The organism is Variovorax sp. UC74_104 (assembly GCF_044055375.1).
Lineage (GTDB): Bacteria > Pseudomonadota > Gammaproteobacteria > Burkholderiales > Burkholderiaceae_C > Variovorax.
On record NZ_CP171979.1, the window covers coordinates 365733 to 383120 of the forward strand.

Below are 17388 nucleotides of genomic sequence, written 5' to 3' on the forward strand. Positions count from 1 at the left end.
CTGGCGCTGCCTTCCCCACCGCGAAAGAGGGGCCTTCGCGCATCCCGGCGCCTTCGCGCCACTCCATTCGAGGGGCGAAAAAACCGTGCGCCTCGGCAGACTGCATACCACCGAGACAAGCTAGCCGCCTACAGGAGACCCACATGGCCATCATCGACTTCTTTGACCGCGGATGGGAGATCGATCCGCAAGCGCCCGCCTACGTGATGGACGACACGGTCTACAGCTTCGATGACGTCGGCACGCTCTCGTGCCGCATCGCGAACGCCTTGCTGGCGATGGGCCTGGGGCGCGAGAAGGTCGGCGCCGTCTGGGCCGCGAACCATCCGGTGCCCTGGACCTGCACGCTGGGGCTGTGGCGCGCCGGCATGGCGTGGATGCCCGTCAATCCGCGCGGTGCGCTGGAAGAAAACCGGCAGTTGCTCGACGCGTTCGACTGCGAGGTATTGTTCTTTCAGCAGGCCTTCGCGCCGGCCGTGGAGGCACTGCGCGCCAGCCTGCCGAAGATCAAGCTGTTCGTCTGCATCGAAGGCCCTGTGCCGGGGGCGGTCGGGCTGGCCGACTGGATCGAAGGCCAGCCGGCGAGCAGGCCACAGGTGGCCTACCAGCCCGACGACACGGTGGCCGTGATGCCGACCGGGGGCACCACGGGTCTGCCCAAGGGCGTGATGAACACGCACCGCAGCTTCCAGGCCTTCTGCGCGCAGTTCATGATCGCGTGCAGCTATCGGGCCGACGAGAAGATCGTCAACCTTGCCGCGGCCCCGATGACCCACACCGCAGGCGTGCTGTCGCTGCCCTGCACGGCGCGCGGCGGCACGGTGGTGGTGCTGACCAAGCCCGACCCTTCCGCCTTGCTCGATGCCATCGAGGTGCACCGCGTGACCGAGTTCTTCCTGCCGCCGACGGTCATCTACCGGCTGCTGGACATGCCGGGCATCGAGGCGCGCAACTTTTCTTCGCTGAAGTATTTCCTGTGCGGCGCTGCGCCGATGTCGGCCGAGAAGCTGCGCCGCGCCATCGCAGTGTTCGGACCCGTGATGATGGAGGCCTACGGCCAGACCGAGGCGCCCGGCGCGATCGCGATGAAGCGGCCGGAGGAGAACTTCGTCGACGGGCAGCTCGCCGACGATGCGCGCCTGCTGTCCTGCGGCCGTGCCAGCCCGCTGACCCGCGTGGCGATCATGGGGGAGAACAACGAGCCGCTCGGCGTCGGCGAGACCGGCGAGATCTGCGTGCGCGGAGACCTCGTCATGAAGGGCTACTACAAGGCGCCCGAGAAGACGGCCGAGACCATCGTCGATGGCTGGCTGCACACCGGCGACGTGGGGCACCTGGACCGCGACGGCTACCTGCGCATCACCGACCGCAAGAAGGACATGGTGATCAGCGGCGGCTTCAACATCTACCCGAGCGAGGTCGAGCAGGTGATCTGGGCTCACCCCGCCGTGCAGGACTGCGCCGTGATCGGCGTGCCCGATGCCGCGTGGGGCGAGGCGGTGAAGGCCGTCGTCGAGCTGACGCCCGGCATGCAGGTCTCGGGCGACGAGCTGATCGCCCTGTGCAAGCAGAAGCTGGGCAGCGTGAAGGCGCCCAAGTCGGTGGACTTCGTGGCCTCGCTGCCGCGCAGTGCCAACGGCAAGGTCCTGAAGAAGGACTTGCGCGCGCTCTACTGGACGGCGCAGGACCGCAACATTTGATCCGCCGTGGCGGGAAGCGAGCAACCGATGACCCAGGAAACCCTCATCGCCGGTGTCGGCATGGTGCCTTTTGTGCGCCCCGGCCGAAGCGAACCCTATGACGTGATGGCCCAAAAGGCCGTACAAGCGGCGCTGGCCGATGCCGGTATCGACTACTGCCTCGTCGAGCAGGCTTTCGCGAGCTTCGTCTACGGCGACTCGTGCTCGGGCGAGCGCGCCCTTTACCGCGTTGGCATCACCGGCATCCCGATCACCAACGTGAACAACAATTGTGCGTCGGGATCCTCGGCGCTGTTCCTGGCAAGGCAGGCCGTCTTGTCAGGTGTCTCGGAGTGCGCGCTGGCGGTTGGCTTCGAGGAGATGCGACCCGGCGCATTGGACCGCATCTTTCCCACGCATGCGGACCCGCTCGAGCACCACCGCGCCAGTGTGATCGCTGCGATGGGCCTCAGTGCGCAGGAGCAAGCGCTGCCGCCCGCGCTGCTGATGTTCGGCTCCCAACTCGAATGGGCTGCGCGTGAATTGCAGCTGACCGATGAGGTGTTCGCACGCGTGGCCGTGAAGGCGCGCGCGCATGCGAAACACAATCCCTTCGCGATCTTCCGCGATCCGCTGAGCGTGGACGAGGTTCTGGCCGCACCCACGGTGTGGGGGCGATTGCGCAAGCTGTATGCCTGCGCACCAAGCTGCGGCGCCGCTGCGGTGATTGTGTGCAGCCCCGATTTCGCGAGGCGCCATGGCCTGCGCACCGATGTATCGATCCTCGCCCATGAGATGGGCAGCGACATCGCCACCGACCTCGATCCACCCAACGTGCCCGATGCGTTAAGCCGAGCCGCCACACGCCGTGTTGCGGATCGTGCGTATGCGCGCGCGGGCGTGGCGCCAACGGACATCAACGTCGCGGAGGTACACGATTGCTTCGTCAGCAACGAACTGCTCAGTTGCGCGAGTCTGGGCTTCTGTGCCGAGGAAGACTTGACCGGCTTCGTTCTCGAAGAGCGCAACACCTACGGCGGGCAAGTGGTGGTCTGTCCGTCGGGCGGCCTGCTGTCCAAGGGCCATCCGCTCGGCGCCACCGGGCTGGCGCAGATCACCGAACTCACTGCGCAATTGCGCGGCCAGGCCGGCGTGCGACAGGTCGAGGGCGCTCGCCTGGCCCTGCAGCACAACGGCGGATTGGGCACGGCGGTGTCGGTGGCCATCCTGCAGCGGCGTGATTGAACCGAGATCGAGCCGAAAGGCAAGAGAAAGAGAACCCGAATGACTGCACCTGTCGTGCTCGAACGCGACGGCCACGTGGCCGCTATCGTATTGAATCGTCCCGAACAATCCAACGCTATTGACCCGGACGCGGCGCATGCGTTGATCGCGTGCATCGATGCCGTGGCTTCCGATGCGTCGGTCCGCGCTGTGGTGCTGCGAGCCGCCGGCAGGCACTTCTGCGCCGGCGGCAGCATCGCGTTCTTCGACCAGGCCGGCGCAGCGCTACCAGCGCTTCTGGAGCAGTTCATCGGTCCGCTCCACGCCGCCATCCACAAGCTGGCAACGCTGCCGGTGCCGGTGATCAGTGCCGTCAACGGGCCGGTCGGCGGCGGCGGCATCGGCCTCGCGCTGTGCGCGGACCTCGTGCTGGGGGCCGAATCGATGAAGCTGCGCGGAGGCTACTCAGCCCTTGGGCTCACACCGGACGCCGGCTCCTCGTGGCTACTGGCGCGCCGTGCGGGTACAGCGCGCGCCAAGCAGATCTTTTTCACGAACGCCCCGCTGTCGGCACAGCAATGCCTGGCGTTCGGCATCGTCGACGAGATCGTCCCGGACGAAGAATTGACCGCCCGCACGACAAGCCTCGCCCGTACTCTTTCGCAGGGCGCGACGGGCGCGCTCGCGCGCATCAAGCGGCTGGTCGACGGAGCGAACGAGCGGTCGCTGCAGGCGCAGCTCGACATGGAGCATCGGCTGATGGTCGAGGCAGCCGCATCGGTCCATGTGGCCGAGGGCATTGCCGCTTTCCGGGGGAAGCGCGCTCCGTGCTTTACCTGACGGCCCGTTCGGCTCTCCGCAATCGCTGAAAGATACCTCATGCAAATGAACCTCGATTTCCACGGCCGCCATGTCTTCGTGTTCGGCGGCACCACCGGCATCAACTTCGGCATCGCGCAGGCCTTCGCGCGGCAGGGCGCCGCCGTGACCGTCGCGAGCCGCAAGCAGGAGAACGTCGACAACGCCTGCCGGACGCTTTCCGACGCTGGTGGCTCGGTGCATGGCGCGTGTGCCGACGTGCGCGACTTCGACGCGGTCGGCCGTGCATTCGAGGAAGCGGTCGGGCGATTCGGGTCGGTCGACGTGCTCGTCTCGGGCGCAGCCGGCAACTTCCTGTGCGAGGCCCGGAACATGTCGTCGAACGGTTTTCGCGCAGTGGTCGATATCGACCTCGTCGGTACCTTCCATGTACTGCGACAAGCGCACGCGCACCTGCGCAAGCCCGGCGCCGCGGTGATCAACATCACCGCGCCGCAGTCCTTCGTTCCAATGCGCTACCAAGCCCATGCCTGCGCGGCCAAGGCCGGCGTGGATCAGTTGACGCGAGTGCTGGCGCTGGAATGGGGCGGCGAAGGCATCCGCGTCAACTCCATATCGCCCGGCCCGATCGAAGGCACGGAGGGATTCAGGAAATTGATGGCGCCAACGCCGGAGGACCATGCCACTGCGCGGGGCCATGTGCCGCTACAGCGCTTCGGGTCGCTCGACGATATCGCCAACCTCGCGCTGTTCCTGGCTTCGCCCTATGCGAGCTATATCTCAGGTGCGCTGATCCCCTGCGATGGGGGAGGCGCCATTGAAAGCGTTAAACCTGCGCTCGAGGCCGCGAGCCAAGCCGGCCTGTAGGCAGCAAATCTTGGCACGGTAAATCCTCCCGCAGCGCGACTCTCAATGTCTTCAGATCGGGGGCGTAAGCGCCGATACTTGTGCGCCTCATGCAACGACGAGTGATTGGATGGGTCTCGAACACAACCGGACGAACCGCTATCTCCCGACCCAAATCCGGCGACATCGGCTCACGCCCGAAGCTCGATGTCTTGACTCGGCAACCGACACACTCGCAGCATCACTCGACGTCTCTTAACAAGCGTCGCAGCACCTTCCCTGCCCCTGCGGTTGGCAGTGCGTCCAAGAAGCGCACATGCCTGGGCGCCTTGTACGGCGCCATGTTGTCTCTGCACCAGGTGATCAGTTCATCGGCGGCCAACTCAGTTCCCGCCTTCTTCACGATGAAGGCTTTCACCACCTCGCCTTTGTCCACATCCGGCTGTGCGATCACCGCAGCCTGGGCAATGGCCGGATGCTTGATCAAGATGGTTTCGACCTCCTCGGGGAACACCGGGTAACCCGAGACCTTGATCATTTCCTTGAAGCGGCCCATGAAAGTGAGATAGCCATCGGCGTCCATGCACCCCATGTCGCCGGTGTGTACCCAGCCGTCGCGCAGCGTGGCGACGGTGGCTTCGGGCTTGTTGAAGTAGCCCCTGAAAACGCCGGGACTGGTCAGCACAATCTCTCCCTGCTCGCCCGCTGGCAGGGCCTTGCCGGTGTCCGGGTTGAGGATACGGATCACCACGCCCGGCACCGCCAGGCCCACCGTGCCCCAGCGGATGGCGTCGGCCGGCATGTAGGTGTCGCAGCTATGGGTTTCCGACAAACCGTAGGCGGCCTCGCGCGCATGGGCGTTCGGGGCGAAGGTCTTCCACTGCAAGGCCAGCGCTTCGGTGAAGGCGATGCCGAAGCTGGTGACGGTGTTCTTGCTCAGGCTGGACAGATCGAACTGCGCGATGTCCGGCTGCTGCATGCAGGCCGCGTTCATGGGTGCGATGCTGTACCACGCCGTGACTCGGTAGCGGTCGATGGCCTGCAGCGCGGCACGCGGCTCGAAACGATGCAGCAGCACGGCAGTGTCGCCGCAGAGCACCGGCACGTTCACGCCCGTCAACATGCCCGCGACGTGGTACATCGGTGCGATGCACAGCTGTGTGTCGTCCCGCCCCACCCCCATGGCGAAGGCCGACGTGCGGGTCTTGTACAGCGCATTGCCATAGGTGAGCATCGCGCCCTTGGGCAGTCCGGTGGTGCCCGACGTGTAGAGCATCAGCGCCAGATCGTCCATGTCCAACTCGACAGGGGCTGGCTTGGCACTGCCGGACATCGCGGCCAGAAAGTCTTCGCAGCCCGTTGGCACAACGCGCGCTTCTTCACGCGCCGCACTCAGTTCGGCAGGCAGATCCAGCGCGGGCTGCGCGGGCAGCAGGTCGTCATAGTGCACCATGAACACGTGTGCCAGCGTGCTCACCGGCTTCACCTTCTGCACCACGGGCAAAAGGGCCGATGCCGCCACGATCACGCGTGCCTTCAGGTCATTCACTTGGTAGGCCAGCTCGTGCTCCTTGTTCAGCGGCCCATTGGGGCACACGACGGCGCCGATCTTCTGGATGCCGTAGTGCGCCACGACGTACTGCGGGCAGTTGCCCAGGAACAGCACCACCGGATCGCCCTTCTTCACGCCCAGCGCCTGCAGGCGGGCGGCGAAGGCATCACTGGCGCGGTCCAGGTCGGACCAGCTCAGCACGGTGCCGTACCAGATCATGGCTGCGGCATCAGGCCGTTCTCGCGCGTGCATGCGCAGGTACTCGTGCAAGGGCTGGATCGGACAGGCGGGAAGGGCTTTGGTTTCCATGTCGATGGCTCTCTATTTCTTGGGGATGAAAGCCGGCGGATCAAAGCAGGTCGTCGGCGGCGGCATGTCGGCGAAGCGCTCGATCTGGACGAGGCACGAATTGGCCGTGCTGCCCTGCGCGATCTCTGAGGTGCCGAAGTCGCGCGTTAGCACATTGGCGTTGCCATGCTTGTCGAGCGGGATGCCGTCGCCGTCATCCAGCGCAAGGTCCAGCCAGGCGCCGGTGGCCATCTGCAGCACGCCCGGAGTCACCGCATCGGACACCACCGCGCCCGCAAGACAGCTGCCTCGTGTGTTGAACACACGGACGATCGTGCCGGTCTCGATGCTCCTACTCGCTGCGTCGACTGGGTGAATCCGTATCGGCTCTCTCTCGGAGATTTTCAGCTTCCGGCTGTGCGGCGCGTGGTCGTATTGGCTGTGCAACTTGGACGACGGCTGATTCGACAGCAGGTGCAAGGGGAAGTCCTGCACCTGCGCCGCGCCCAGCCATTCATGTGGCTCGATCCAGACCGGATGGCCCGGCTGCCCCTCGATTCCGAAATTGCGAATGGTCTGCGAGAAGATCTCGATACGGCCCGATGGCGTGCGCAAGGGCTTGCCGACGGGGTCGTGGATGAACTCCGAAAAGACCGTGGCGGACTCCTGCGTTGGAACCTCGACCATGCCCTTCGCCCAGAATTCATCGAACGCCGGAAGCTTCAGGCCCTGCGCGTCGCCCTGCTCCTTGATCTGTGCGTAGAACGAACGCAGCCAATCCTCTTCCGTCTTTCCCCCCGTGAATTCTTCGAGGCATCCCAACCGGGCGGCGAGCTCGGAGAAGACCTCGTAGTCATTGCGCGCATCCGCATGGGGCTTCGCATGTGCTGCGGAGGCAATGATGAAAGGATCGCTGCTGGTGCCCACGATGTCGTTTCGCTCGTACGCGACGGTGGTGGGAAACACGATGTCTGCATGCTTGGCCGTCGCCGTCCACCAGGGCTCGTTGACGATGATGGTTTCGGGCACCGCCCATGCCTTGCGCAGGCGGTTCAAGTCCTGATGGTGATGAAAGGGATTGCCCCCGGCCCAGTAGATCAGCCGTGTGTCGGGATATGTGAGCGTTTGGCCGTTGTAGCGAAACGACTGCCCTTTGTTGAGCAACATGTCCGAGATCCGGGCCACGGGGATGAACGAAGACACGGGGTTCTTGCCTTGCGGCAGCGCGGGGATCTTCACCGTGATCGAATCCAGCCCGATGCCGTTGACGGCGGCATAGCCGAAGCCGAATCCTCCGCCCTCTAGGCCGATTTGGCCGACCATCGACGCGAGGACGACTGCCATCCAGTACGGCTGCTCCCCGTTCTCGGCCCGCTGTACAGACCACGACATCGTGATCATGGTCCGATGCTGGGCCATGTCGCGCGCAAGCTGCGCGATGTCCTGCGCCGGCACGCGGCAGATGGACGATGCCCACTGCGGCGTCTTCGCAATGCCGTCGGACAGACCCAGCAGGTAATCGCGAAACTGCTCGTACCCGACCGTGTACCGAGCTAGGAACGACCGGTTCGCGAGGTTCTCGGACTCCAGCACGTAGGCCAAGCCCAGCATCAGCGCCACATCGGTCTGCGGGCGGATGGGCACCCATTCGCAGGGCACGCTGGTGTCGTCCCGGACCGGGCTGATCGAGACCAGGCGCACACCCGCTTGCGCAAGCTGCCCGAGCGTGTCGCGGTAGCGATGCCGCGTGACGCCTCCGGCGTTCACCTGTGCGTTCTTTTCCGGCAGCCCTCCGAAGGTGACCAGCAGCCGGGTGTGGCCGATCATGGATTTGAACGACGTGTGCCGACCCGCGAGGCTGTGCATCGAGCCGACCACGCGCGGAATGATCACTTCCCCGGCGCCGTAGCTGTAGGAATTGATCGATCGCGTGTAGCCGCCCAGCAGGTTCAGAAAGCGGTGGATCTGGCTCTGCGCGTGGTTGAACCGGCCGGCACTGGCCCATCCATAGGAGCCGCCGAAGATCGCCGAATTGCCGTGCATCGAGCGCACCCTTTCCAACTGCCCGGCGGCCATGTCCAGTGCCGTCTTCCAGTCCACCTCGACGAAGGGTTCGCGCCCGCGGCCGGCACCGCCCGCGCGGTGCTGCTTGTCGAGGAACGACTGCCGAATGGCGGGCGCTGCCACCCTCGGCCCCGTCTGTGTGCCGTCCAGGCCCTCCCAGACGGGTGCCGGCGCGGGATCGCCCGACCAGGATCGGATACCGGACACCTTCCCTTGATGCACGGCCACGTTGTAAGTGCCCCAGTGCGTGGAGACCACGCGATTCTCTTGGACAGGCAGCATTGGTGACTCCTGCAGGCTCAGACGGCCGCGCGGGGCGAGGCAAGCTCGGGCGCCGCGTCACCCTGGCCGCGAGCAAGTTCTTCGTCGGCAACCGCTTCCAGCGAACGATTCGTGGTGCGCGGGCCGAACAGCAGCACGGGGATGGCAAAGACGATGTAGATCGCGGCGGCCGTCCACGTCACATACTTCAAGCCACCTGCGGACACCAGCGCCGCGCCCATCACGCCGGAGACCGCGCCGCCGACCCGGGCCCCTGACATCACGATGCCGTTGCCCAGAGCGCGCAACTGCGTGGGCATCGTCTCGGGGATGTAGGTGTAGTAGGCATTGAGGACGAATCCGGCGAAGACGGTGAGGATGCCGCCGATGATGGACACGGCCCAATAGCCGGTGGACATGCCCAGGGCTGCCAGTGTGAGCGCCGCGAACACGGACATGAAGAGGATGGTGTTCTTGCGCTCCCACCGGTCCAGGAATCGCATGGCGAGGAAAGGCATGGCGCCGTAGACCACGGTCCAGATGAACAGGATGAAGTACGCGTCCTTCTGCGCGTACTTGAGGTCGTACACCAGCGCGTAGATGCTCCAGTTCGCCCAGGTGTAGTACGCGAGGTAGACCCCGAAATAGGAAACGAAGAGCACGGCCAGGTTGCGCAGCACAGACTTGTTCTGGAACAGGTCGCGCAGCGTCGGCTGGGCCGCGGCGTACGGCACAGCCGACACTTGGGGCGCGGCGAGCGGACCCTGGCGCAGCGCACGCGCTTCCAGCCGGCTGACGATCTGCTCGGCGCGGTCGACTTGTCCGCGCGCCACGCACCAGCGCACCGACTCCGGCAGGCAGAAGTGCACCAGCGGGGCGATCAGCAAGCCAATGCCCCCGGCGAGGAACAGGTGACGCCAGGTGTCCGGCCCGCCGGTCGGCAGGTAGAACATGGCCAGCGCCGCCGCAAGCACTGCGGCAGCAGTGAGCCCCATCGTCACGACCGACAGGAAGCGCCCGCGCGCGCCGCTCGGAAACATCTCGGAGACGTAGACCAGCAGCACCGACGTGGCCGCCTGCACGCCCAGGCCGGTGACGAAGCGGGAGGCCAGGATCAACTCGTACCCGGGTACGAAGGCGGTCGCCACCACGCCGAGCGAGTACATGACCGTGCCCCACACCAGCACCGGGCGGCGCCCCCAACGGTCCGAGAGCCAGCCGCCGACGAGCGCGCCGATCACCATGCCCACGTAGAAGGCGCTGCTGATGAAGCCGATCTGCTCGGTGCTCATGCCGGTGTGCGCCTTGATGGTCGGGCTGGCATAGGCAAAGATGGCGTTGTCGTAGTACTCCAGCATCATGTTGAGCGCCAGCAGGGCGGCCCAGACGTAATGCAGCCGCATCGTGGGCACGCGGTCGAATCGCGCCAGCAAGAACGAAGGGGCGGTTCCGGCGGAGGTTGGCCTCGTCTCGTCAATACGGTTCATCATTTGTCTCCATCAGCGTTTCAGCTGTTGTCTGGTTTTGTGCTGTGCCGCCGCGCCCACGGAACTCGCGGACGCAGCCATCCCCCGCCTGCGGGGCGACGCGCTTTCGTGGAAAGGCCGTGGCTGATGCCCGCGGCCTGCAGGCCGGGGCCTAGTCCGCGCCGCAGCCGACCACTGCGACCGCGCGGACCTCGACCAGGTACGCCGGGTGGGCCAGCTGGGTTACGCCTACCCCGGTCCACGACGGGTAGCGGTCGGGCAGGAACTCGTCCTTGACCTTGGCAAACGCCTGGATGTCCGGGCCGTGCATGTCCAAGTGGAAGGTCATGATCTCGACGACGTCGGCCAGCGTGGCGCCGGCCTCCCCGAGCACGGCTTTGAGGTTCTGAAATGCCAGCCGGGCCTGCTCAGTCATGCCCTGGCCGGGCTTGCCCGTCGCCACGTCGAAACCCACCTGGCCGGACACCCAGACCATGTCGCCCACACGGGTGGCCGACGAGAAATGCAGCTGGTCGTAGTGCTTCGCCTTGACGGACGCGGGGTTGATCATTTGTCGTTTCATGGGGTGGTACTCCTGGTGATGTCAGATGCCGGCAACCTGTCGGAAGATGGGGGAGCGGAACGCGTCGCCTTGGTTGAAGTGCGCCATTTCCTTGCGAAAAAGCGGGCCGACGCGGGCATAGCTCGGCTTGCAGGTGGGCAGCTCCCGGAAGGTGGCGTCATCGCCGAAGAAGCGCATCACCAGGGTGTGTCGGGTCGGGCAGCCGGCGTCAACCGGGGCGCCGCCGTGCAGCGAACGCGGGTGCAGGAACACGATGTCTCCGGGGTCGATGTCGAAGGAGACGATGTCCCACGATGAAGGGTCACGCGCCAGATCCTTGTCGATGTGCGGCAGGCGGGGATAGGTGCCGTCGCCGTAGAGCGGGTCCGTCGGATCGTCGGCGCTCATGAAGCTGGCGCCGTCGTACTGGATACCCAGGTGCGAACCGCGCACGATCTCCAGCGAGTTCTTCTTGGGAATCTTCTGGAAGGTGATCCAGGCGTTGCCCCAATGACGGCCGGCCCAGGGCAGATTGGCCGTGTCCTGGTGCCAGGGGCCACGGCCGCTCTTGCCGCCTTCCTTGGCGAAGATTTCCTCGGCGTAGTACCAGACGTTCTGCGAATCCCACAGCTCCTGAAAGATCTGGCCGAAGGGCAGCGACGCCGCCAGCGCGTCCAGCTTGGCCTTGGCCTCGGGGTTGGCGTTATCGATGTGAGTCTCCAGCGCGGTCCCGTTCAGGCCCCGGTAGACGTGGGGGCCGGGGTTGGCCATGTCCCACTTGAAGGCGTCGTAGCACTGGGCCAGTTGGGTTTCGTTGAGACAGTTCCTGAAGACGGTGGCACCGTCGTTGCGGAACTGGTCGCGCATCTGCGGGGTGGTCAGCATGGTGAGGCTCCTTTGAGGTCGGGCAGCAGGCACTTCTTTGCCTGGGATGCCTCACTGTAGCCAGCAGGCCGATTTAACACAACACCCGTTCTGTTAATGAAATCCCATATTTACATGACGATCGTTGTGTAATATTTAGACGCCTACGATAGAACCGAAACGAGCCGATTCGAGCCATTGCCAGTGCAGAACGGAAACGGCTGCGCAGCAGCGAGGTATCGCTGCGCGTTTTCATGTCGGATATCGAAGGCCCTCGGCCTCCACACAGCACCATCGCGGCCCGCGTCGAAGCGGCGCGCAGCATCGTGCGCGCAGGATGACCGCGCTGCCTAGCCGGCGTTCGTGCTGCGAGATTCGAGCGCTGGTTGCGCACCGGGAGCCGGAGCGATCAGGACACCCACGGCGTCGATGAGCGCCCGGATCCGCTTAGGAGTGAAGCGCCGGGATTCAACGGGATACATCAGCATCCAACCATCCCCCATCGCACTGAGTTGATCGGCAAGCACTTCGGCCGGGATGTCCCGGCGAACGCTTCCTCGCTCTTGCGCCTCCTTGAGGATCGATGTCTGGATCTTGCGAAATTGCGCGTAGCGCCGGACGATCACCTCCGCGAACGCGGGCTCATACCGCCCCTGCGCCAGCAGCTCGGAAGTCGCAGGCCAGAATCGTGTGTTGCGCTCGGTCAACTGCAACCAGTGCTCGAAGAGCAACCGGATGTCGCCCTTTTCCCGAACCGACTCCAGCATGGCGTCGAAGCGATCGAACGCGCTCTCCAGCAGCGCAACGATGAGCTCCTCCTTGTTTGCGAAGTAGTACGTCACGGCGCCCGTCGAGTGGCCCGCATACTGCGCGACGGTGCGCAGCGACGCCTTCGCATAGCCTTCCTGTGCGATCACCGATGCCGCAGCCCTGAGCAACTCCTTGCGCTTGATTTCCGGGTCGCCCGCGGGGCGCCCCCTTGTCGGCGTCTGCACGCCCTCCCCGGTGCCGTGCGCTGGCTTGATTTTCTTATCTGACATCTTTGGGGTCACCCGCAAACAAGTTGCACATCCGTATCCACTCCTCGTAGCTGCTGGCTCCCATCCAAGCGCTGGTCGCCGCAATGCACTCACGGACCGAAGCGACCTGCTTCATCGACAGAAGCAATGGAGGGAAATACCGCGCTCAGTTTAGTAGGTGCCCATGATCACCGGCGCCACGAGACCTGCGATCAAGCGAGCCGATAGACACCCAGCCCGTCGACCTGCACCTGCCCGTCGGCCAGCAACTCGGCCAGGTGCTGCGAGATGGTCCGGGTTTCCGCGTCGATCACCCAGGGGCTCTCATGGCCCGGCGGATACAGCACTCGATGCCGGACCAGTTGGGCCAGCGTCTTCGGCGATTCGCGCAGCAGGTCCAGCAGCCGCTGCGCGCGCTCGTCGAGCCTGGCTGCAAAGGACGCGAGATCACGCAGAAAGCGCTCTCGCTCGGTGTAGACGCCGCGGTGGTGCGAGGTGACCCACACCTTGGCCGGAATCTCCGGCAGCCGCGCCAGACTGCGGCGGAAGTCCCGCAAGCTGGAGCCAGCGTCGCCGTAGTAGGGGCCGAAGCCGGTCAGGTCGATGTCCCCGATGAAAGCAACGCCCTCCGGCTCGACCAGCAGCACCGTGTGGCCGGCTGTGTGGCCGGGCATGTGAAAGGCCCGCACGCCTGTGCGGCCCAGGTCCCAACTTGCACCGTCCACGTAGCCCGTCGCATCGGGGCGCGGTGCGTAGAAGAAGTCGCGCTGGAACTTGGCGAGCAGGGTCTGGATGACGTCCGGATCGGTCGTTCCGAAGGCGCTCAGCATGCCGTCCCAACTTTGCGCTGCCGGCAGGTCCGCTTCGTGCACGCACACCGCGGCGCCAGGCAAACGGTGCAGCCCGGCCATGTGGTCCTCGAGCACATGCCCCATGACCACCAGTTCGGTTGCGTCGAATTCAGGGCCGATGTGGTTGGCGACGATCGGCGTGTCGAAAGCGGCGCGCGTCTCGGTGCCGCGGACGAGCACCTGGTTGCCATCGGGGTACTTGCCATTCTTCTCGCCGAAGAAAACCGAGACGCGGCCAAAATCAATGCGGCTGACGGCAGGGAAAGAGTCGGTTTGGCGGAAGACAGCGCTCATGCTGCCTCATTCCTGGTCATGCCGAACGGCCGATCGATGCATCTCATCCCTCTGCAAAGAAGCGTTGCCCCAACCTCTTGGCCCCACCGCAGGCGCCTTCTCCCTTGCCTGGCAACCGTCGAAGTGAAGCAACCTCGACGAAGACGGCTTCGCTCCCAGTGGAATTTCCCTTCTGATGCTTGCATGGTGCGACCTTCCGAATCAATGCAGAAACATTGAAGCCTAGCAAGTCACATGATTTCTTACAACAATCGTTTTGCAAATACGCGAGTGGCCAAAAAGTCCACCGGGGCGCCACGGTGGAATCAGACCAGGGGTCGGTCTTCTCTGAACAACAAGCAAGGCCGCAGCTCTCATAAGCTGCACTTGGCAAGAGCGGAAAAGCCGCGAATGGGGTGGCTACCGGTTGATTTCCATGGAATCAAGACCCGGTCCAGTCCAACCGCGCTGAAAGGCGTAGTCGTGCCTGGGGCGAGCGGCGCCTGCGGCCGAAAGCCGCCACTCGCTCACCGGAACCGAACGACAGCAACCAGTCTGAAGTGGCCTTAGCAGCCTCAACACACCTGCCTACTTCTCGACAAAGAACCTACTGCGCCTCGATGCCGAACTCCACCATCCGCTTGACGATCACGTCGAAGTCCCGCTTGTAGTTCTGAGCGAACTGCTCGGGCGTCGTGTTGAGCATCTCGAGGCCGCGCTCGGTCATCTTCGACTGAACGTCCGGCATCGCGGCCGCGGCGCGCAGGGCCGTGGTCAATCGCCCAACCACCGCGGGCGGTGTCTTCGCTGGTGCGACAAAGGCGATCCAGACCGCCGCTTCGAACAGGGGATCGTCGAAACCGAGTTCGCGCATCGTCGGCACCTGCGGCAGAACGGCAGAGCGCTCGCGCCCCATGATCGCCAGCGGCACGACCTTGCCTGCCTGCACGTGCTGGCGGGCGAGACCGGCAGAGGTAAGACCGACACTCACGGTGTTGCTCAACAGGTCGGCCATCACGGGCGCCTCGCCGCGCTGCGGCACATGGACCATGCGTGCGTCGAGCTTGCGATTGAGCGCCTCTCCTGCCAGGTGGCCCAAGCCGCCGGGCCCCCACGTGCCGTAGCTCAGTTGCTGGCCCGGCCGGGCGGCCAGCTTCCGGAACTCGTCCATGTTCTTCACGCCCAGTTCCAGGTTGGCGGAAAGGATGGCGGGGCTGCGCACGACCTGCGTGAGAAAGACGAAGTCGCGCTGCGGATCGTAGGGCAGGCTCTTGTACAGCGCGACATTGTTGATCAGCGAATCGCCCAGCGTGACGGCGATGGTGTAGCCGTCCGGGGCTGCACGGGCGACCTCCCCCAGGCCCACGGCGCCATTGGCACCCGCCTTGTTGTCGACCACGACCGGTTGGCTCAGGGACTTGGCCAGGCGCTCGCCGATGAGTCGCGCCACGAAGTCATTCGCGCCACCGGCCTGCGCCGTGACGACGATGCGGATGGGCTTGGTCGGGAACGTGCCTTGGGCGAAGCCTGCAAGGGGCAACGTGGCGAGGACGGTGGTCAGGCTCAATGCCAGGAAGGTGCGACGCATCGGGGTCTCCTTTTTTTTGTGTGTGACGAGGGCTATGCGGCTTCGCGAACCGGCAAAGGCGCGCTGCGCTCCCGCTCGAACTCCTGCTGCAGCAGCCGGCGGTAGCGGACCAGCGCCTGGTCCATCCCGAGCAGCAGCATCGGGACGTCGGGGTCGATGTTGAGATGCTGGGCCGTGATCGTCTCGCGGTCTTCTTCGAAGGCGCTCACGAGCCCGCGATAGATCGTGTCGGTCACGGCCGGGTCGTCGATGCTGCTGCGGTGCGACTGCTGGAAGAAGTAATGCGTGGTGGTCTCGGTCTCCGGCGTCAACGTCTGGCAGCTGTGAAGCTGCACGCCGCCGCTCAGGTCGCCTTCCGTCTGGCCCACGGGCGCCCCGCCCGATCGCATCAGCAGGGTGCCGGGCAGCACGAAGTCGTATATGAAGTAGCGGTCGACATTCCGATCGAAGGTCTGGAACGATTGCCAGAATGGCGACGGCGGCACATCCGGAACATGGCGCGTGACGCGGATGCCGCGGGGTATCGGCTCGATGGTGGGAATGGCCTGCGCGATCGCCGTCGAGCCGCCGAGCGAGCTTTCGTGCACATAGCTCAGGTGCGAGAAGTCGAGCAGGTTGTCGCAGACCAGCAGATAGGGCGTGTCGTAGTGCACGTAGCCGGGCTTGTACGACCAGTCGGGATGGTCACAGGAGAAGTTTTCAGGCAGCAAGGCCCGATCGGCCAAGGCCGGGTCGCCCATCCAGACGAAGATCCACTTGTTGTGCGAGACCACGGGATAGGTCCGCACGCGCGCCTTGACGGGAATGCGCGCCAGGCCCGGCGCTTCCACGCAGACGCCGTCGGCATCGAACTTGAGGCCGTGGTAGCCGCAGCGCACGCAATCGCCTTCGCGGCGTCCGCGTGACAGCGGCGCCTGGCGGTGGCAGCAACGGTCCTGCATCGCGACCAGCCCGCCCTCGCTGGATCGATAGACGAGGATCGGTTCGTCGAGCACGCGCCGCGTGAACATGCCCTCGGCGGGAACCTCGTGTTCCCACGCAATGACGTACCAGCAATTTCGTATCCACATGCCTGTCTCCACAAAGTCCAGGCACTGTAGGAAATGCGGGTCGTGCCGTCTGTCCCCGCAGAAGGGGACAAACGCGCCGCGCGGTCGGGCGGCTAGTGAATGAAGCGCAGGAGCTGCTGGCGCCCGTGGATCGCCAGCTTGGCGTAGGCGCGCTTGCGCAGCGTCGCGACGGTCGATGCCGCAATGCACAGCTCGGCCGCAATGCCATCGATGCCGATGCCGCAAGCGATCCGCGCACACACCGCGCGCTCCCGGGGCGAGAGCAGCGGTGCCGTGCGCTGGAGCGCGCGTTCGATCTTCGAGCCCGCGCAGGCTTGCGTCCGGCGATGCCAGGTGCGCGAAGAGCGCGTTGCGGTGCGCCCTCTTGAGGATGGGCGCCAGGCCCAGCAGCCGCTGTACATCGGCTTCTTCGAAGCGGCCGTCGTGCTGGTCGCGATAGAGATTGATGGCGAACAGCGTTCGCGGCAGTGGCGCATACAGAAAGCTCAGGCGGCCGGTGAGTTGCCGCCCCACGAAGATCTGGTCACGCCAGCCTTCATCGGGAATGTCCACCGCGTCGTAGAGCAACGCGGTCACCGGCGCATGCGCGGAGGCTTCGCCGACCATGCGCGTCGCCAGGCGCGTGAGTTCGTCGGCCTGCCGGAACCTGCGCTTGTAGAGCGAGAAGCACTCTGCCGTGATGTTCTGGTGGCGCCCCGTCGAATGCCCTTCCACCTGGGACGGCACGCCGTCCACGTATTCGACGAGCGAGATGTACTCGACAGGCACCACGTGGTTCACGAAGTCGAGCATCTCGAGCGCCGGCGCGCGTCCGTCGCCCGCGTCCAGCAGACGTGCGACCGCGGCGGCATCGAGCATGTGCCCTGCCGGCGGGTTGTCGAGCAGCCAGGTTGAAGCCATCACGGCGGAATATAGGCAAGCCGCTGACGAATCAACAGGGTGAATGCCCTCAGCGAAGTTTT

General features: G+C 65.1%; 15 protein-coding genes. 5 read left to right on the top strand and 10 right to left on the bottom strand.

Features of this window, described 5'->3' with window-relative positions; genetic code table 11:
• The first annotated feature begins 143 nt into the window (after positions 1–143).
• The 4 genes from ACHMXA_RS32400 to ACHMXA_RS32415 are packed head-to-tail and all read left to right on the top strand — an operon-like array spanning position 144 to position 4589.
• Positions 144–1700 (top strand): AMP-binding protein, encoded by a 1557-nt coding sequence (locus ACHMXA_RS32400; RefSeq protein WP_395322537.1) that lies wholly within the window; start codon positions 144–146, stop codon positions 1698–1700.
• Between the two features lie 27 nt (positions 1701–1727).
• Positions 1728–2924: a thiolase C-terminal domain-containing protein gene (locus ACHMXA_RS32405; RefSeq protein ID WP_395322539.1), complete on the top strand. Its 1197-nt coding sequence runs from the start codon at positions 1728–1730 to the stop codon at positions 2922–2924.
• A 39-nt stretch (positions 2925–2963) separates the two neighbouring features.
• Positions 2964–3743, top strand: a complete 780-nt coding sequence (locus ACHMXA_RS32410) for an enoyl-CoA hydratase/isomerase family protein (protein WP_395322541.1) — start codon at positions 2964–2966, stop codon at positions 3741–3743.
• Positions 3744–3782: 39 nt separating this feature from the next.
• The gene (locus ACHMXA_RS32415) at positions 3783–4589 is read left to right on the top strand and encodes an SDR family oxidoreductase (protein ID WP_395322543.1); all 807 of its coding nucleotides are present in this window, start codon (positions 3783–3785) and stop codon (positions 4587–4589) included.
• Positions 4590–4809: 220 nt separating this feature from the next.
• On the opposite strand, the gene ACHMXA_RS32420 is transcribed toward ACHMXA_RS32415, so the two are convergent.
• The 10 genes from ACHMXA_RS32420 to ACHMXA_RS32465 all read right to left on the bottom strand — a co-directional run bounded on the left by ACHMXA_RS32420 (position 4810) and on the right by ACHMXA_RS32465 (position 16902).
• Complete coding sequence (locus ACHMXA_RS32420) at positions 4810–6429, bottom strand: AMP-binding protein (RefSeq protein ID WP_395322545.1); 1620 nt, start codon at positions 6427–6429, stop codon at positions 4810–4812.
• 12 nt (positions 6430–6441) lie between these two features.
• A complete protein-coding gene (locus tag ACHMXA_RS32425; protein WP_395322547.1) occupies positions 6442–8754 on the bottom strand; it encodes a molybdopterin-dependent oxidoreductase in 2313 nt (770 codons plus the stop codon).
• A 17-nt stretch (positions 8755–8771) separates the two neighbouring features.
• Positions 8772–10220 carry an MFS transporter gene (locus tag ACHMXA_RS32430; RefSeq protein ID WP_395322549.1) on the bottom strand — a complete coding sequence of 483 codons (1449 nt, stop codon included), beginning with the start codon at positions 10218–10220 and terminating at the stop codon, positions 8772–8774.
• Positions 10221–10371: 151 nt separating this feature from the next.
• On the bottom strand, positions 10372–10782 hold the full coding sequence (locus ACHMXA_RS32435) for a RidA family protein (RefSeq protein ID WP_395322551.1): 411 nt from the start codon (positions 10780–10782) through the stop codon (positions 10372–10374).
• 21 nt (positions 10783–10803) lie between these two features.
• Positions 10804–11646 carry a phytanoyl-CoA dioxygenase family protein gene (locus ACHMXA_RS32440; protein ID WP_395322553.1) on the bottom strand — a complete coding sequence of 281 codons (843 nt, stop codon included), beginning with the start codon at positions 11644–11646 and terminating at the stop codon, positions 10804–10806.
• A 329-nt stretch (positions 11647–11975) separates the two neighbouring features.
• A complete protein-coding gene (locus ACHMXA_RS32445) occupies positions 11976–12665 on the bottom strand; it encodes a TetR/AcrR family transcriptional regulator (RefSeq protein ID WP_395322554.1) in 690 nt (229 codons plus the stop codon).
• A gap of 191 nt (positions 12666–12856) precedes the next feature.
• Positions 12857–13789, bottom strand: a complete 933-nt coding sequence (locus ACHMXA_RS32450) for an MBL fold metallo-hydrolase (RefSeq protein WP_395322556.1) — start codon at positions 13787–13789, stop codon at positions 12857–12859.
• Positions 13790–14375: 586 nt separating this feature from the next.
• Positions 14376–15356, bottom strand: coding sequence for a Bug family tripartite tricarboxylate transporter substrate binding protein (locus ACHMXA_RS32455; RefSeq protein ID WP_395322558.1), 981 nt, complete (start codon positions 15354–15356; stop codon positions 14376–14378).
• Positions 15357–15388: 32 nt separating this feature from the next.
• Positions 15389–16426 carry a Rieske 2Fe-2S domain-containing protein gene (locus ACHMXA_RS32460; protein ID WP_395322560.1) on the bottom strand — a complete coding sequence of 346 codons (1038 nt, stop codon included), beginning with the start codon at positions 16424–16426 and terminating at the stop codon, positions 15389–15391.
• Between the two features lie 92 nt (positions 16427–16518).
• Positions 16519–16902 carry a response regulator transcription factor gene (locus tag ACHMXA_RS32465; protein ID WP_395322562.1) on the bottom strand — a complete coding sequence of 128 codons (384 nt, stop codon included), beginning with the start codon at positions 16900–16902 and terminating at the stop codon, positions 16519–16521.
• A 25-nt stretch (positions 16903–16927) separates the two neighbouring features.
• Between ACHMXA_RS32465 and ACHMXA_RS32470 the strand changes: the two genes are divergently transcribed.
• Complete coding sequence (locus tag ACHMXA_RS32470; RefSeq protein ID WP_395322563.1) at positions 16928–17320, top strand: hypothetical protein; 393 nt, start codon at positions 16928–16930, stop codon at positions 17318–17320.
• Positions 17321–17388: the final 68 nt, after the last annotated feature.